Genomic DNA, 16,469 nt, shown 5'->3' with positions numbered 1-16,469 from the left:
ATGGCGCTGGTGACATGGATCAAGCAGAAGGACAAGATCGACGGCGCCATGAAGAACAAGGTGTACTCCTTCTTCGAGAAGCTCCAGAAGGACGACACCGCGCCCGGGCTCCATATCGAACCCATGCATATGCCCGCAGACCCCCGCGTGCGGACGGGCAGGATCGACCTCAACTATCGGGCAGTGCTCTTCAAAGTTGCGTTCGACACCATCCCGCACTACTTCTACTACGGCGCGTGGCCGCACGACGAGGCGATCGACATTGCCCGCTCCAGCGTGCTTCAAGTCAACTCCGTCAACGGCGTTCTGGAGGTCATCCGGGCGTCCACGCCTGACGGCGATACGCCTTCTGTCCCGAGCGTTCCTTATGTTGCCGTCGTTCCTGACGCTCCGACGCCGGAGCCCGACGTCGAGCCTTTGGTTCCCGTGGAGGTGCTGGAGTCGGGCCGCGACGAGATGGCCGAACCCTGGACGAACCCGCTCCTGGCGTGCGGCATGGATCCAGCTGAATTGGTTACAGAACTTGGCCTCGCCGCAGACCTTGTGGGCCGGGCATTCGCCGCGTCCTCGGACGAAGAACTCCTGGATGTCTTGGATGAGGCGCCGGAGTGGCAGGCGACTGCGCTTCTTGAGCTGGCTGCTGGCACCTCCGTCCAGGAGGTCCAGGACAAGCTCGCGTTGAGCCGCTACGTGGACGACCCGGAGGCGACAGAAGAGGAGAAGATCCGGAAGTCGCTGGAGCATCCAGCCACGAAGATGCAATTCACCTTCGTTGGTGACAACTCCGACGAACTCAAAAAGGTTATCGAGGGTGGCGACTTCGATTCCTGGCGCACGTTCCTTCATCCGGAACAGCGTGTCTATTCAGAACGCCACTACAACGGCTCTTTCCGTCTCTCCGGTGGTGCCGGAACGGGCAAGACGGTGGTCTTACTCCACCGCGCCCGGATGCTGTCAGCGGCTGAACCGGCGTCGCGGATTGTTCTGACTACCTACACGACGACACTTGCTGATTCGCTGGATAGCGGGTTGTCGAAGCTGGATGCAGATCTTCCCCGGGCGGCAAAGCCAGGAGCACCCGGCATCCACATCTCGGGTGTGGATTCACTCGTCAGCAAAGTGTTTCGCGGTGCCCAGGAAACTGAGCAGCGCCTCGCCATGAAAGATCTCTTCGGGCTGGAGGTCTCTGCCCCGGGGAAGATTCTGGACGCAGATAGTGCCCGCCAGCAATGGGAGTCGGCACTGGCCGACGTCGATCATCAGCTGGATCTCGAGCTCGCCAATCCGACATTCCTCCAGCAGGAGTATGAGACGGTGATCCTGCCCAACTTCATCAGTGGCAAGGACGAGTACCTGAAGGTGCCCCGCGCCGGCCGGGGCACGGCCCTGAACCGGGCGAAACGACTTGCTGTCTGGAAAATCGTCGAAGCATACCGTTACTACAACCGGATCGAAATGCACGCCTCGTTCGTGGAGCTGGCGCACCTCGCGGCTCTGGTGCTCCGCCAGCGTGCAGAGGCCAGTGGAGCACGTCTTGTTGACCACGTGCTGATCGATGAAGCGCAGGACTTGCACGCGGGCCACTGGTTGTTCCTGCGGGAGCTGGTCCGGCAAGGACCGGATGACCTTTTCATCGCAGAAGATTCACACCAGCGCATCTATGGCCAGAAGGTCCCGTTGTCCCGCTTTGGAATTGGCATCGTCGGCCGATCGCGAAGGCTAACTCTGAATTACCGCACCACCCAGCAGAACCTGGCCTACGCCGTCGGTCTTCTTAGCGGAACTCCGGTGACGGATATTGAGGGCGATGAGGAGTCAATCAATGGCTATACCTCGTCGCGCGTAGGACCGCGGCCGGAAGAAGTAGCTGCCGCTTCGATCGCTGAGGAACTGGACAACCTTGCCGACTATTTGCGGAAGTGGAAAGAGGAAGGAGTTCCGCTGGAAACCGTCGGAATCCTCGTCCGCTCCAATTTTCAGATCGGCAAAGTCATCAACGGTCTGAGTGAACGCGATCTCGAAGCCAGGACGGCAGGCGCGGCGCCGGTGCCTGGTGTGCCGTCAGTGATGACAATGCACCGGTCAAAGGGCATGGAATTCACGCGTGTGGTTCTCTTCGGGATTTCGGACCAAACCCTGCCGGCTTCCTATCAGGTCAAGGGCCTAGCGCCGGCGGAGCAGGCTGACGCCATTCTTCGTGAACGGTCGCTGCTGTATGTCGCGGCTACACGCGCCCGCGACGGCTTGGTCGTGTCGTGGAGCGGAAAACCGTCGGAGTTGCTTGGTACAAAGTAGTTTCAATTCTTATGAGGATCGGTCACAGACAATTGGGGGAGTAATGACGATCGGCACGGTTGAGAATAAAGCGCGCTGGTGGGACGGCGACGCCTCGCAGCGTTACTGGATGGAACTGGTCAACGTCGAGACTTGGGGGAGTGAGCTGATTGCGCCCGACACGTCTCGCTATGACCTGATGAAGGACGTGCGCGTCGGCGACGTTGTTCTTCATTGGGTGGGGAAAAACAACCCAATGGGATTCAAATCGGGAATGTACGGCGCCTCGATAGTGGCTGGGGAATTGCAGTCCCGTGCGGGCGACTGGTATGGAAAGCCCGCCAACACCATCCCCCTGACCGGCTATACCCCGCTGCCGCGCCCTTACCTCCTGACGGATCTACGTGCCGACCATCAGGCGGACATCCTTGGCATAAAGGGAAACCTCGAATCCGACTATCCAACTGGGCGCGGCAAATTCACAATTTATTTCCCTTTCCAGAACCACCCCACCAGCGGCCTGAAACCTAACCAGGGATACTTGTTCAAGCTACCTGCGGAAGTCCTCCAAGCTGCCCCGGATCTGCTTCCTGACAGCGACTGGGGCGGGTTCGACCGGCCACTCGTCGCACCGCCGGTAAGCGGACAAAATGGCGTTAGGCAGCGCTACGCGGGCTTCTGCGCCGACCCTATATTGAAGAAGGCAATTGAGATGCAGGCCGTCCGGCAGGCGATTGTTCACTACGAAGCAGCTGGCTACAGTGTCGAAGACGTCGGCGCCTTCCGTTCTTACGATTTGTTGGCAGTACGTGGTGGCGAAGAGCGTCACATCGAAGTGAAGGGCTCTCAGGGATACGTCCAGAAAGTCATCCTGACGCGCAATGAGGTTACGCACGCTAATGAATATGGCGTGACGGACCTGGTTGTGGTGGCCGATATCCAGTGGGAGCGCCACCTCGATGGTTCCATAGCAACTGACGACGGAACGATGAGCGTCTACCCGGATTGGCGGCCTTCGCCGGAGAACCTGAAGCCGCTGAGCTACGAGTACTTCCTAGACTGAGACCCGGTTTTGCTTGGGGGGGGTCGGAGGACCGACCCCCCCAAGCAAAACATTAGTAGACCTTGTCGGCCAGCTTGTCCGCGAGGTCCGCGGGTGCAAAATCGTTCGTGTGGTAGGTAGTCCAACCTTGTTCCGCGAGCCAGTCGTCGCGTTCGTCATCCCGTTCGACAAGTACCGCAACCCGCGAGGTCGCCCACGATAGATCAACTTGCCACTGGTTCTCGGGGCCGATGTCGGCTCCCCAATCGCCGAGCTCTACGTCGACTTCTACGAGCTCGGGAATGAGTTCCTGGAGCTCGGGACCTGATTCGGCGAAAACCGTCAGCCATGGACTTTGACGCACGCTAACGGGGACGTTGTCGGCATGGGAATCCTCCGAAACGCTGCCCGGTTTTTCAGCGCCAGTGGTGGCAGCGGGGTTCAGCGATGCCCATTCCATAAAGCCAAGCCCGATCTGACCATGGACGCCAAACAGGGAGCCCCGGTCGAGATTGGAATTGTAAAGTTCGCAGCTTGTTTCCGGCACGAGGACGCAGCAGTGGCAGGCGGCCAGGTTTCGCGCATCGGTACCAGAACCGCGGGATTCGATGCAGACAGGATCCGCTGAACACCAGGACGTGCGGAACAGTCCTTCATCCAAGGAAGGGCCGAGACGCCTGGGGCTGGCCTGTGCTGCGACGCCGCCCAGGCTGCCTGCAGAGTCGGACGATGCCGTATACAAGAGCACTCCGACTTGATCGGGACCTACATACAGGCGTTCCCGGATCGACGACGCAGGGTAACCAGCGTCCAGCGAGAGCTGGTCGATGATGATGTGGGAGAGCGTGTGGATCAGTGTCTCCACAATGCTGACTGGAATCGGGTCCTGGCCGCGTTGCGCAGCTGCGCGCTTCGCATTCAGGCGGAGAGTTCTTTCTCTGCCTGCTGCGAAATCCGTTTCAGCCCAGGCCTCAACCTGTGATCGGTCCAGAGCCACGAAGAGTCCCTCACCCAGCGTCTCAATTGCGGGCAGCCAATTCTGGCGGTTGTCGTCAGGTGACAGCGGCGACAACTTGGCGTCAGGCTTGTCTTCGCTCCTGGGGTGCAGACGACTAAAGCCGTACAAGGCGCGGACCTCCCTGAGCCGGGTGACCTTTCGTGCCGCCTTGATCCAGTGTTGGTGGGCCTCCGGTACGGCGACTTTCTCAGCGACAAAATCGGTGTCCGGGCTGTCGCGGCGGCCGTTCATCAGTGCGAGGAACTCCTGCTCACGCAGCTGGTCCTCGGAAAGCTCAGTTTCCTCACTGCCATGGAATTGGCGCCTGATTTCAGCGCGAAGTTCGTCAACGGAGAAGCGGCCGTCAAATTCCTGAACCACGCCTTCGAGAACCCAGGTGGAACCGGGATCCAGAGCCTGCGGTTGACTGAGCTGGGAGGCTTTTGACGTCACCACCTTGGCGAGAAACTCCGAATACGGCGGGATGGAAATTGCAGACCTCACCACCGGGAACCAGACATTTGACGCACCGCGCTGAACCGTCTTAGGAGCTTTACCGCAGTCGCGTTCCCGATAACCCCAGCCGAGCCAAGGACGATTGCCTTGGCATTTCATCTCCCTCAACGCCACGGAATTGAACGCGTCCGCCATGGTCCGGGATTTTCCGCAAGAGCACCGAACCACCATGTCTGCCAGCGATGAAGTGCGACCTTCGGAAGCAAGGGAGAGCAAATGGTTAGCATCTTCAGTCGGCGTGAACCCGTGTACCCAATATGCATACGGGAAGTCATCAATGTGCCCGTCCTCGCATGCTACGACGAAACGGGAGGGAGTCAGCGGTGCCAGGGACTTGCACAAGCCACACTTGGGGTCCTCATAGGAGGCCTGCAGCTGCTGGACTCTCCCCAGACGGCTGCAATTCGGGCATATCAGCAACTGCGGAAAGCGGACGACCGGGATTTTCCCCCGTGCACCCGCCGGAGGCAGGAGGAGCTCGGAGACTCCCAGGCTGCGCGCCAGGCGTGGCTCGCTGACTGGCTTCAGATGCTTCTTATCCCATTGGTCAATGCTGGTGATCATGAAGCTGTTGTTTTCGGCCGGAAACAGACTTCCCACCCCAAATGTTGAGACTAGCTGACTGCGTCGGGCGGCGTAGGTTTTCTTAGCCAAGGGAGGCGTCCTTCCTCATCGGTGCTGGCCTAAGCGTGGTTTCAGCGTCCACGTCACGCATACTTCGCGGTGTGGGCCAGGGAATGGTGCTGGTGCTGTAGACGAAGTCCGGATCTTCGAGGGCCTTGCTTGAGTCGATGAGGAGCGAGCGAGGGGACTTCTTTGTGTCCTGGTACGGGAGATCGTCGTCGGCAAGTGCCGCTTTCCGCCAGATGTTCAGCAGCCGCTCGAGCTCTTCACTAGTGGCCGCAGCTTCCTCCGGGTCAACTGAGAGGACACGATTGCGTATCCACGCCATTATTTCGTCCACGGCTGGTGACTCATCCCGGACATGGCCGCCGGAACTTCTCAATTCGGGGACCAGCATTCTTAGCGCCGAGACCAGCGTGGCGTGAAGGCCTCGGTCGCGTGACCGGGCAGCAAACGGCGTTGCGCTTGTTGCTTCGACTGCACGGTATAGCGCAGCGTGGAAGTCGTTGAACGACTCGTAGTGCGACCGGTCCCGTGTTCGCGCCGCGTTCAAGATGGTCACAACCAGCCCTGGGTGAACTCGGCCAACCCGGCTGGTCGCTTGAATGTATTCGGCGCTGGACTGTGGCTGGCCCATAACGGCCATCAAGCCCAAGCGGTCAACGTCCAACCCCACGGAGATCATGTTGGTGGCCAGCACGACATCTTCGGGAGTTTGGCTACTCATCAAACTCTTCTCCAGGGACTTGAGAGCCTCCGGAATTTTGTGGTTTTCCACTCGGCTTGTGAGCTCGCTCAGTTGGACACCGCGACCCTCCAGGCGACCTTCTCGTTTGGCTAGGAGATTCAGTCGCGCCCTCACGTCGTCATAGACTTGCAGGTACGCCGAGCCGAGAACGCGGAGACTGTTGAAATAACCGACCAGCGTCCAATATGGATCGCGATCTTCCGCAGTCGCCCCTTCGATGATATTGGCGGAGTGCAGCAACGACGCGTAAGTACGAACCATAAGGGTGGCGTGACTTGTACCGGAGGCTAGAACCCCGACATACTGCCGCGTCCCGAGCTGGTCGGACGTGGCTTCCTTGGCGAAGAAGGAGTCGGCAGGGTCAAGCCCGGGAGGTGGAAACAAGCTGGAATCACGATTGAAGACAGAACGAATCTGGTCCTTGGCCCTTCGGATGGTCGCCGTCGAGGCAACGATCTTGGGCTTGCGACCGGCTGATCCGTCCTCACGTCCGACGCCGCTGGCGGCCAAATCAACTGCCGTTTCGAAGAGTCCAACTGTGGAGCCGAGCGGCCCGGAAATGAGGTGCAGCTCATCTTGGATGATGAGATCCGGGCCTAGGTCGGTGGGAGAGATTCTTCCGAAGAGAGTGGCAATTTCTCCTCTCCAGGCCATACCGGCGAACTTGTCTACCGTACCGATTACAAGTTCGGGCCGTTCCCTGTAGACGTCCGTGTCGATGATGTGGACAGGGAGTCCGTTCGAGAAATCGCATGATTGGTTGGAGCAGCTAACCACCATTCGGTCAGACGGCACCTTGACGATTCGGTAGTCGTCGACCGTGAGGCGGGTGCCGCACCAAGGGCATGCTTCGATCTGCTTTGGATTTCCTTCGACGACTTCCTGGTTGTTCCTGAGCTTGCCAAGGTTCGTCCTTGCAGTCGCAACATCGTTGGGTGTGGCGCCTCCGCCGACCCAGAGGCCAATTCCAAACGGCGCAACACCCAGACGGTCCTCGTCCTCCAGCCGGACTGACTCGAGAGAACATATCAGCATGGCAGCCCGCTCGAACTGCTGGATGGTGAGGAGTCGCAGGGTATAGCGCATAATCACGGCGACACCGCGGACGCTTGTATTGCGCAGGCGTCGAAGTAGCAGGAGGTACGCGACAAGGCCCAGGTAGGCTTCTGTTTTTCCTCCACCTGTGGGGAACCAGAGGAGGTCAGCTATGTCCCTCTCTGGGTGCTGGTCGTCTGTCACAGAGGGCAAGTTGATGAGGATGAACGCAATCTGGAAGGGCCGCCAAGCCTGGGCACCCAGCACGAACTCGCCCTTGGCCCCGTTTCGGACCCAGTCCTGACGCGATCGCTGCATGTGCATAGCGTGGTTGGCCAGCTGAAACGCGGCGAAAGCTTCGTCGTCGTGGGCCAGCAGATTGATGCCCGCCGTTATTCGCTGGTGAGCCTTCCCGGCCTGCGACATATGATCAGCCGCCACCCCCCGGAGATGGGGTGGAACGTGAGCTGGGCCATCTTCTGTCATTGAATAAGTGGATGCAGAAATCCACGAAGAGTAGTCCTTGGCGAGAAGAGTAAGCTCAGCGACTACCTTGTCGCGCGCGGCTGAGGCCATGAAGGACAGCGACAAGTTAGCGTCGCTGCCGCCTGCCATCGACCTATGGACGTCCTGCCGGGGGACAAACGTTGTGGATACCCGCTGACATAGCCTGCCTCCGACGTCGGACGTTTTGACGTCAACCGCGCAACCATGACCAGCGCCGAAGATCATGTGGTTACGGTAAAGCAGTTCGGAGGTAGCCAGATCCAGGTCGTTGGGAATATCGGTGCGCAGTTTGGACCGGTCTACCAGCGCGGGCACTTTGCTGTGGAGCGACAGACCCACTTGGAACCAGCACGCCACATCTTTGTCTGCTGATGGACCAGGCTTTGGCTGCGTGTTTCGAAGGACGACTGTCACAGTTACGACGTCGCCCTCGGCCTCCCGAACCAGTGCATACAACTCCAAGGCTCCGCCCTCAAGCAGATGACGCTGAGGCCCTGGAACGGAGAGGTCGACCTCGACTTCCGGGAGCATCGCGGCGACGCGCTGCCAGTCGTACGTGTCGTGTCGTTTACTCCCGCTTTCACGAACTGTCGGAATGGGAGAGTACTTTGCCGCCTTCGGCGACGCGAGAAGGACCGGCGAAAGCTTCGTATCAACAGAGACGGTGAGGCCGACGCTGCTCGGATAGGTCAGCCGCGCATTGGCGACTGGGCTGTCGACGGATGCCTCACCTGAAGCAGCAGCCACTGACTCCGGCTCGTCGGGAGCTTCCGCATAGCTGTCATCGGCCGCTGGCCACAGAACCCCGGTGACATAGCGTTCCAAGGGACGTTCTGTGATCAGTTCTTCCGGAGACCCGGGTCCGTAGAGGTCTGTTACGAGGCGGTCCACCATTTCACGGCGGAATGCGTACTTGGAATCTAGCGCCGACACTTTGCTGCTCCTAATTCTTTGTTCGCGTGATCAGGCCGGTCAGCCGGGGCACTAACCACATGCCCGAGGAGCCGAGTCCCGTGAGCTTCGTCTCCTCTGGGTGGCCGGTCGCGCACTCAATGGACGTGACGCGGGCGCCAGTGAAACCTGATGGCCACGCCTGAGTGCGGCCGTATTGAAGGCCGAAGCTCTTCTTCAGCGCGTAGGCGAACGATTGGCTGGTCCGGCCGATTATCCTGCCGTCACTGGTAGTCAAGACGTAGCGTGGGACTTCGCCGTGCTCCGGCTCAGTCTCCAGGGAGCCGGATACCACGCTGCCCAAGAGCTCGTCCAAGACGAGGTTGTTCTGGACAGCTCCAGCGTCTCCGTCGGCAGGGTAATAGGGCGAGACGTCGTCCACGTCCGAGTTGAGGAACTCCATCCTGGCCGTGTATAACGTCTGACCCCTCCCATAAGCCTTTTCGAGCCATCGATCCTTAGATTTCTCCATTCGCTTGATCAGCCCTTTGGGGAGCTTGGTGGAAATTACCTCCTCCCGTGCACGGCTCAATGCGACGTACTTCTGTTTGAGGGCGTCAGCATTGTGCTTCGCCGCCGATGATCCGAACTCCGGTTGAAGGTAGAGGACGTTAGTGAATTCCAGCCCCTTCGCCCTGTGCACGGTGGAAACAACAAGGGGTGCGGCGTCATCCACGGTCAGCGTCAAGGGGATTGATCTACTGCGGAGCCGCTGGCTCAGCTGGGATACGTTGAGCGAGTTATAAGCGGAGAAATTGCCTTCTGCCGTCTTGAGTGCAAGCCACAAATCCCCTGCGGACTCACCGTAGAGGGCGCTGAGCCTCGACTTGATTTCATCGGCGTCGTAGGTCCTGTCCTCGAGGTCCCTAAAAACCTGATGTACCCACGGCGCCACGCTCATATCCTGCGCTTTGCGGCGGATCAGATGCGGATACCCGTTCTGCCACAGCAGTTCACTCGCGATGAGCACTTCATAATTCGTTGAACACAGGAGAGCCGTTGTGTTGCCAAAGTTGGGACTAAGAGCTCCCGATTCGTTCAATACGGACGTGCTGGATACCTGCCTGCGGAAGTCGTCGATAAGGCCATGCGCCGTCTCACAGCGCGGGTCATCGAGGGTTCCGAGGCCGCGTATTTCGTCTCCAACCGAGATGAGCTCACGGGTACGCTCCGTCATGGCCCGATAGTGCTTTGTCAGCACCTCACGCTCGGCGCCGAAGTCATTGATGAGGTTCTCTATTAATTCAGCAGACGTCAGTTTTGACTTGGACTCTTCAAGCTGGAAATCGTAGATGCCCTGCAGGGGGTCGCCGAGCACAGTGAAGCCAAGGTCATCCCCGAGCGCGGACAACAAGGCCAGGACGAGCTCAGCGCGATCTCCAACCAGGTCCTGGGCCTCATCCACCAGGATGTGCTTTAGGTGAGTGATCCGATCCGGGGTTTCTTCTCCGGCGATGTACTTAGCGGCCTTTCTGATCCGAGCGTCGAAGCTGTCACCCAGTGGTTCTTCGTCCATGTCGATCAGGATCTGCGCGGCAAACGAATCAAAGGTCCTGATCTGAAGACCGTCTACGTCGTGCATTCTTGCCCGCTTCCGCACGGCCTCCACCGCAGCCCGGGAAAAGCTGAGCACCAGGATTTCGTCGGCCGGGTTCAAACCGTCCTCAACCAGGGTCTTCACACGAGCCAGAAGAACTTCCGTCTTTCCTTGCCCGGCGGCGGCCGTGACGAACATCCTGGCGTCTGGTTCTGCCTCGGCCACCGCTCGCTGACTTTCGTCCAGTTGAAACTCAGCGAGCACTGACTGCCTCGTTCCGCCACAGATAGTCGAGTTGCGTGAACGCCAACTTGTGCCCGTACTGATCGAGGTTGTCCTTGACGTTCACAATCAGGACCTCTTCGCTGCCGCCGTTTCGTGGCCCGCGCAGGCCGCGGCCGATCATCTGGATGTATTTGTTTGGTGAGAAGGTCGGACGGCACACATAAACGGCGTCGACCTTGGGTGCATCAAAGCCTTGTGTGAGGACATCAAAGTTGGTCAAGACACGGATCTTGCCATTGCGGAAGTCCTCGATGATTGACCGTCGGTGCCCCAAATCGGTCTTGCCCGAAATTGCGGCTGCCGGGATGCCTTCGACGGACAGTACCGCCGCGAGGGCTTCAGCGTGTTCTACTGAAGCAGCAAAGACGAGAGTTGGGCCCTTCGTTTCTGATGCCATGATGTGATCCAAAATTGCTTCGTTGCGCTTTGTGCTGTCCGCTACTTGCTGGAGGTCAATCCTCGCCTCAAGCATGGCGCTTTGGGAGTCTTCATCTGTGGCGGACCGCATATCCTTCAGCTTTAGCTCGATGCCCTTGAGCTCCTTATGGTTCACTCTTGCCAAGACTTTGAGGCCCTGAAGATACTCGTGGGCGTTGTCTGCGGTGAACTCGTCAGGCTCAATGAGGTTCTTGCCAAAACGCGCAACGAGCCTTTCTGTCTCTTTCTCATTCGAACCCCGGTAGGGAGTCGCCGAGAGTCCGAGCAGCGATCTCGATTTTTCGGTGAAAGACCGGCCGAACCATGCGAGCACGGGGGTGTATGACGTCGCGGTGGCACCGTGGGCCTCATCGATGATGACGAGATCCGGGTTGGACATCCAGTCGTACATCTGCCGCCGGCTTTGCTGAATGCTGGCAAGTGTCTGAATCGTCGCGACAACGAGGTGGAGCTTGGTTTCTTCACGAATGGCTTTGTTCCCGCCCCATAGCCTGCTCACGGCCATTCGTTCGCCGGGGGAGCCCACAGCCTGCCAAACATAAGTCCACGTTTCGATCGCCTGCTCGCAGAGTTCTTCGGATTGCGCGATCCAGATGACGAGACGGTGATCTTCTTTGGGGGAAGCTGCGATGTCGCGGATAACAGACTCGACGGCGACGCGCGTCTTGCCTGCACCGGTCGGAAGTTGGACGAGACCACGGCTGTTCTTGGTACGCCCGGCAAGGAGATCAACGATCTTTCTGCTGGTTGTTTCCTGGTACTGATGAAGCGGATTCAGGCCAACCGGTCCGACGAATTCCTCGCGTTCTGGTTTCTTCTTGATTGACTCACCCGCCATTGCAGGGGAGAACCCGAGTTCTCTAACGAATTCCTGGGCTGTACGGCCACCACGGAATTGGTCTGGGGTTTCAATGCCGGCTTCAGAGAGGGCAGGCTTGAGAACCTTCAGGAGGCTGCTGCCGTGCAAATTGCTGACGATCTCGAACAGGCGCTCGTCGGTTAGCTCCAGTTCACGGGCATCCAGCATCTTCATGACTGCGTCTGGAATCAGCTTGCGCAGGGTGTCACGACCAACAAGTTCGGCGACCTTCCCGGCATCCGTCTTTTGCTTGTTGACTCGTCCGATTCGAGCTTGGGCTTCGTCATCCTTCTTGAGTTGCCGCATCGCCTGCATGACCTGCGCGGACGCACGTTTGCTGTCGAATGCGCCGAGAATCGTTGTTAGTAATGCCTGGTCCCCTTGAGGAGCTCGGTAGTAGAGCACACCATCCTGAAGATAGGACGCCCTAGGCGTTGCTTCCGCACGTGCGTCGAAGCTGTTTGTGCGGACTTCATCAACCGAAGTGCAAGGAACACAAAGGGTTTGAACGGCAACTTCACCGGCTGCGCGTTTGAGGAATGGGAACCTTGACTTTACGCTTTCGGGTGCTTCCCCATCTATGGGCGCGGCACGCGCTGAGGTGTAGAACTCGACAGTAACCGGCTTGAGCCCCCAGTTCTCGGTGAGGGCTTCATCCAGATATGGATGACCGGTGTATATGACGGGCACGTTGGCTGATTCAACGAGGTAATCTCGCGACTCGATGTCCATCGCAAGAACCAAGTCCGAGGTCAGGTAGCGCGTGTTTCGTCCTTCACTGAGGGGGGCTAGTAGCTCTTTAGGTGGGCGTACATCAAGGACAGCCAGGGCGCCGTAGAGTTCGTGCAGTTGGCGGATCGGCAGGTGCTGCTCTGCCAGTGCGATGACTGAGTTCCATTGGATCTGGCGTATGTCGGTCGGCAAGCCCAGAGCCTTTGCCTCTTCCTCGCCAGGAAAGGGCAAGTAATCTGTGGGTATCCCATCGATTTTTCCGACGCAGTGCCTGGTGTCTATGGTTCCAAGCGGGGTTTCAAGGGCCCCGTGGTTCTTCACCCACCAAAGGTCTGGCCCATCAATGGTTTCAGGGGCACGGAAACCACTGCTGAATTCTATTTTGGTTGGATACTGTGGACGGCTCAGAACTGTGCGGGTGATCTTTGCGCGGGTGGCTGCTGACGCATCAACTAGGAGGTGAAGGCCATCCGTGGTCAATGCTTGGCTAAAGCGGATTCCCGCCTCGGAAAGCCGGACAGGGCCGTTTCTCGATTGCTCGGAAAAGCGGCCCGCTTCCGCTGTTTTCCATAGATCGTAGGAGCCACCAGCACGGACCATTCTTGCGTCCGCAAGTGACGTTCGTGCTCCAAGGTTTCTCAGTAAAGCTATGTCATTGGCATGAAATTGATCATCTACCAGCAGATGCTCGTCACCAATGTTGGTCTGAGGAATCAAACCACCGGATAGCCAGACGTCACCCAGCTGACGCCATTTGTGATCGCGGCAGCGGACCAAAATTTTCGTGGGGTCTGTCCGCTCGTTTACTATCGCCAGACTTTCTGGGACGGCGAGCGAACGGGTCAATTTCCAAAGGGAAGCGGCCAGTTCTGCATCTGCATAATCGCCAGCGACACTGCTGGCGACGCGGCTAACGATTCCCCGGCCATCTTGCGCCTGGAGGTCCAGGGCGCGAAGGTATGTGTTCGCATTCCCGTGATGCATCAGTTCGTAGGACACGACATTGGCTGACTCGTCGTCGGCCTTCATCGGTAGAAAGACCCTCGAACTGATTGGCGGTTGGACGCTGCCATCTGACATCAGGACAATTCGGCTCTGCCGCATTGCGTGCCGGTAGTCGGTGTAAGACTTGTCGATCATCGCCGCGATCTGCAGGGCGTTCTCGTAATCCTGTAGTTCCCCACCTGCGACAACTTCTTCGAGCCATTCTTCAATGGATGCGCGCTTGAGGTTCGCTTCCCTCAAGATTCGTATGACCTGGGATTCCCGTCGCAAGGCCGACGAGTGTAGCCAGTGCCTCTCCGCTGGCACCCATGTGTCCCACAGAGCGATCAGTCGAGTGGCTTCTTCCAGTGCCGGTTGTACTTTGATTTCACTGGGCAGCCTGAGGACGCCTGATCTGTCGGGCAGACATGGTGCGAACGGCAGAATTTCAAAAATGGGTTTATTGATAACGGAGTCGGCCCACGAACTTGACTCTTTGTCACGCGACGGGAGAATGTCCAGAAACAGCGCCGGATCTTCGGGTGTTCTTAGCTCTTTCAGGGCACTCGCCACCATGCGAGGAAGCGTCCGTGTGAGAATTTCCCGGTTGTAGAGGGTCTCCAGCATGCTGTGGCGGTCTTCGTTCATTTTGAAGGCCGCGTTAACGATGCCGCGAAGGGAAGTCTCGTGCTGCGTCGGGAAATAGTTCCAGAATCGGCCCATCTTGCGGCGCTGGTTGCCCGTCAAAGGAACAGCCCAGGTCACGTCGACATTTTGTCGCGCGACGATGCTTCCCGCCTCGACCGCAGCTTGGGTGCTGACTTCGTGCCGATTCTTGAATATGAGCCATTCGCTGCTGCTGGCGCCGTCGGAGAGGCTGACGCGGTTGCCGTCCCGCGCTGCTGTCCACGTCCAGGAAGAACTTTGGGCCCTGTCCTCGAACTCAAGGGAACCAATTTTGTCGGAGAATAGGAGGAACTCCTCGGGAAACTTCTTCATTTCGTCCGAGAGCCAGCTGACGCTGCCACTCAAGGGAAGCTTCACCACCGTAGTGGCCCACTCAAAAAGCTCAGATAGGACGGGGTCCTGCGCGGCTTCGATGTCGGGGTCCACCGGAGAGGCCAGGCGAAGAATGGGATAGGCGGTCAAACCCGGGTACAGGCTTTCGAGGAGCCTTCGGCTTTGATCCTGGCTCCATGAGACCGAGCCGCTCCGGCTGAATATGCGGGGTTCTGCGGTGACCTGAATAACTGATTTGAATCCGAGGCCAAACCGGCCGATCTCGTCGTCACGTTTCTCGGAGGAATGCGACAGCATCAGTGTTCTGAAGCCGGCCTCGGTAAAAGGCTGTCCTTCGTTCGCACAGTAGAGCGCGTCTTTGGTCAGGACCACCCGGATTCGGCCGCCTGGTTCCTTGATGGCATCAGCGGCGTTCTGGACCAGCTCGTTGAGCTGCTTGCGGCCGTAGCCGCCCTGCGAGATCGCCGCCTCAATATTGCTATGTTCGCGCACGAGGTCGGGGCGGGCTCGGTAAGCATTCAGCGCACTAGCCGTTTCTGCAGCGACAAAGCGGCTAAGCGACGACGTCGTTCCAGCCCATGAATCTTGAACCACCATTGGTTCCATCCCCCAATTCGACACTGGTGCTCTCGGCCCCTGCCGAAGTCTTCAGATAATATCTACCATCCAAAGGCGACATTTAGTTGAAGGTTTCGTTGCTGGCACGTTTGTGGCGTCAAAAGAGTCTAAAAATGTTGGACCAGCTGAGCAGCTATGGCCCTACCCAAGGCCGTCGGAACTGCGTTGCCGATCTGCTTGGCAATCGCCGTCTTGGATCCAACCCACAGCCGATCGTCCGGGAACCCCTGGAGTTTGGCAGCCTCGAGATGCGTGATAGCGCGGTGTTCTGTTGGGTGGAGGTATCGGCCCTTCTCCGGCTTGAAGAACTCAGTCCTGACAGTGACTGATGGCTTATCCCAGTGCATCCGCCCCATCACGTCGCCCGACCCCGACTTGTGGTCCTTCCAGCACCGAGCAAGCAGCGCCTCTGGCAGGTCAAACCTGTTTCCTCCCAATGGGATGTTCACAAATCTGTTGAGAGAGAGCTCCGCGTAGTCTCGGGCAAGGTGCAGCTCGCTTGTACGAAAGGCACCAGCAAAGGTCCGGCCCGCGTACTCTGTCGACCGAGTCGGGAGCAGTGTGGCGGTGACGCTCGGCTCTATGCCTTTCAGCGCATGCCGCACCGTGCAGTGGCGCCCGATGTGGGTCGGCATCGGGAATCCGGGAAAGGGAAGATCCCTTCGATGGCCGATGAGAATAGCTCTCTTTCGCGCTTGGGGAGCGCCGTAATCGGCCGAATTCAGAACGTGCCATTGGAAGTCATAGTCCTCGATCAGGCCGCCTTTGGCGGTTGCGTCCCTGAAGTCTTGAAGCTGCTGGGACTTGCTGAATGCCGGTACGTTTTCGACGATGAAGTATTTGGGCTTGGCCCTGGAAAGCGCTTCCGCGTACGGCTGCCACAAGCTGTTTCTAATATCTTCCGGGTCCTGTTTACCCAGCTGAGAGAACCCCTGGCAGGGTGGGCCACCGATCACAACGTCCACTTTGGGGACGGTTTCCTTCTTAAGCCAGTCCTGAATTGGCCCTGCGTATACCTTGTCGCCAAACGTTGCAGCGAACGATGCAGCGGCCGCTGGCTCGAACTCCACTGCGCGTTCGGTGACGAAACGAGGAGAAGCCGCATAGAACCCCTGAGTGAGTCCGCCAGCTCCCGAGAAGAGGTCCAACACCGTTACTGATTTGGAGGTCTTCTTCCGTCCGTAGGGCGCGGACTTCTCAGCAGGATTTTTACTCATTGTGAACCAAGGATATCGGCCCTGCAGCCAAATGAGCCGCACTGCGACTTGGGACGAAACGGGTCTAGGCTGCGCGGCCCATGGC

7 protein-coding genes are annotated in these 16,469 nt (G+C 58.6%); 2 read left to right on the top strand and 5 right to left on the bottom strand.

Annotated elements, in window-relative coordinates; all coding sequences use genetic code 11:
• Together AC1MCA_RS05095 and AC1MCA_RS05090 are read left to right on the top strand one after the other, a co-directional pair.
• Positions 1–2,295 (top strand): 3'-5' exonuclease, encoded by a 2,295-nt coding sequence (locus tag AC1MCA_RS05095; protein WP_479801606.1) that lies wholly within the window; start codon positions 1–3, stop codon positions 2,293–2,295.
• Positions 2,296–2,338: 43 nt separating this feature from the next.
• Entirely contained in the window at positions 2,339–3,337 is a 999-nt protein-coding gene (locus AC1MCA_RS05090; protein ID WP_479801605.1) for a protein NO VEIN domain-containing protein, read from the top strand.
• Between the two features lie 52 nt (positions 3,338–3,389).
• On the opposite strand, the gene drmB is transcribed toward AC1MCA_RS05090, so the two are convergent.
• From drmB to AC1MCA_RS05065, 5 genes are all read right to left on the bottom strand, one after another.
• The gene (gene drmB / locus AC1MCA_RS05085; protein ID WP_479801604.1) at positions 3,390–5,483 is read right to left on the bottom strand and encodes a DrmB family protein; all 2,094 of its coding nucleotides are present in this window, start codon (positions 5,481–5,483) and stop codon (positions 3,390–3,392) included.
• Positions 5,476–8,676, bottom strand: coding sequence for a helicase-related protein (locus tag AC1MCA_RS05080; RefSeq protein WP_479801603.1), 3,201 nt, complete (start codon positions 8,674–8,676; stop codon positions 5,476–5,478). The genes drmB and AC1MCA_RS05080 overlap by 8 nt, the downstream gene beginning before the upstream one ends.
• 10 nt (positions 8,677–8,686) lie before the next feature.
• The gene (locus AC1MCA_RS05075) at positions 8,687–10,495 is read right to left on the bottom strand and encodes a UvrD-helicase domain-containing protein (RefSeq protein WP_479801602.1); all 1,809 of its coding nucleotides are present in this window, start codon (positions 10,493–10,495) and stop codon (positions 8,687–8,689) included.
• Entirely contained in the window at positions 10,485–15,155 is a 4,671-nt protein-coding gene (locus AC1MCA_RS05070; RefSeq protein WP_479801601.1) for a DEAD/DEAH box helicase, read from the bottom strand. Before AC1MCA_RS05070 ends, AC1MCA_RS05075 begins: the two co-directional genes overlap by 11 nt.
• Positions 15,156–15,274: 119 nt before the next feature.
• Complete coding sequence (locus AC1MCA_RS05065; RefSeq protein WP_479801600.1) at positions 15,275–16,384, bottom strand: DNA cytosine methyltransferase; 1,110 nt, start codon at positions 16,382–16,384, stop codon at positions 15,275–15,277.
• Positions 16,385–16,469 lie beyond the last annotated feature (85 nt).

Source organism: Arthrobacter sp. BK1, assembly GCF_056680055.1.
This window is presented reverse-complemented; position numbering and strand designations above follow the sequence as displayed.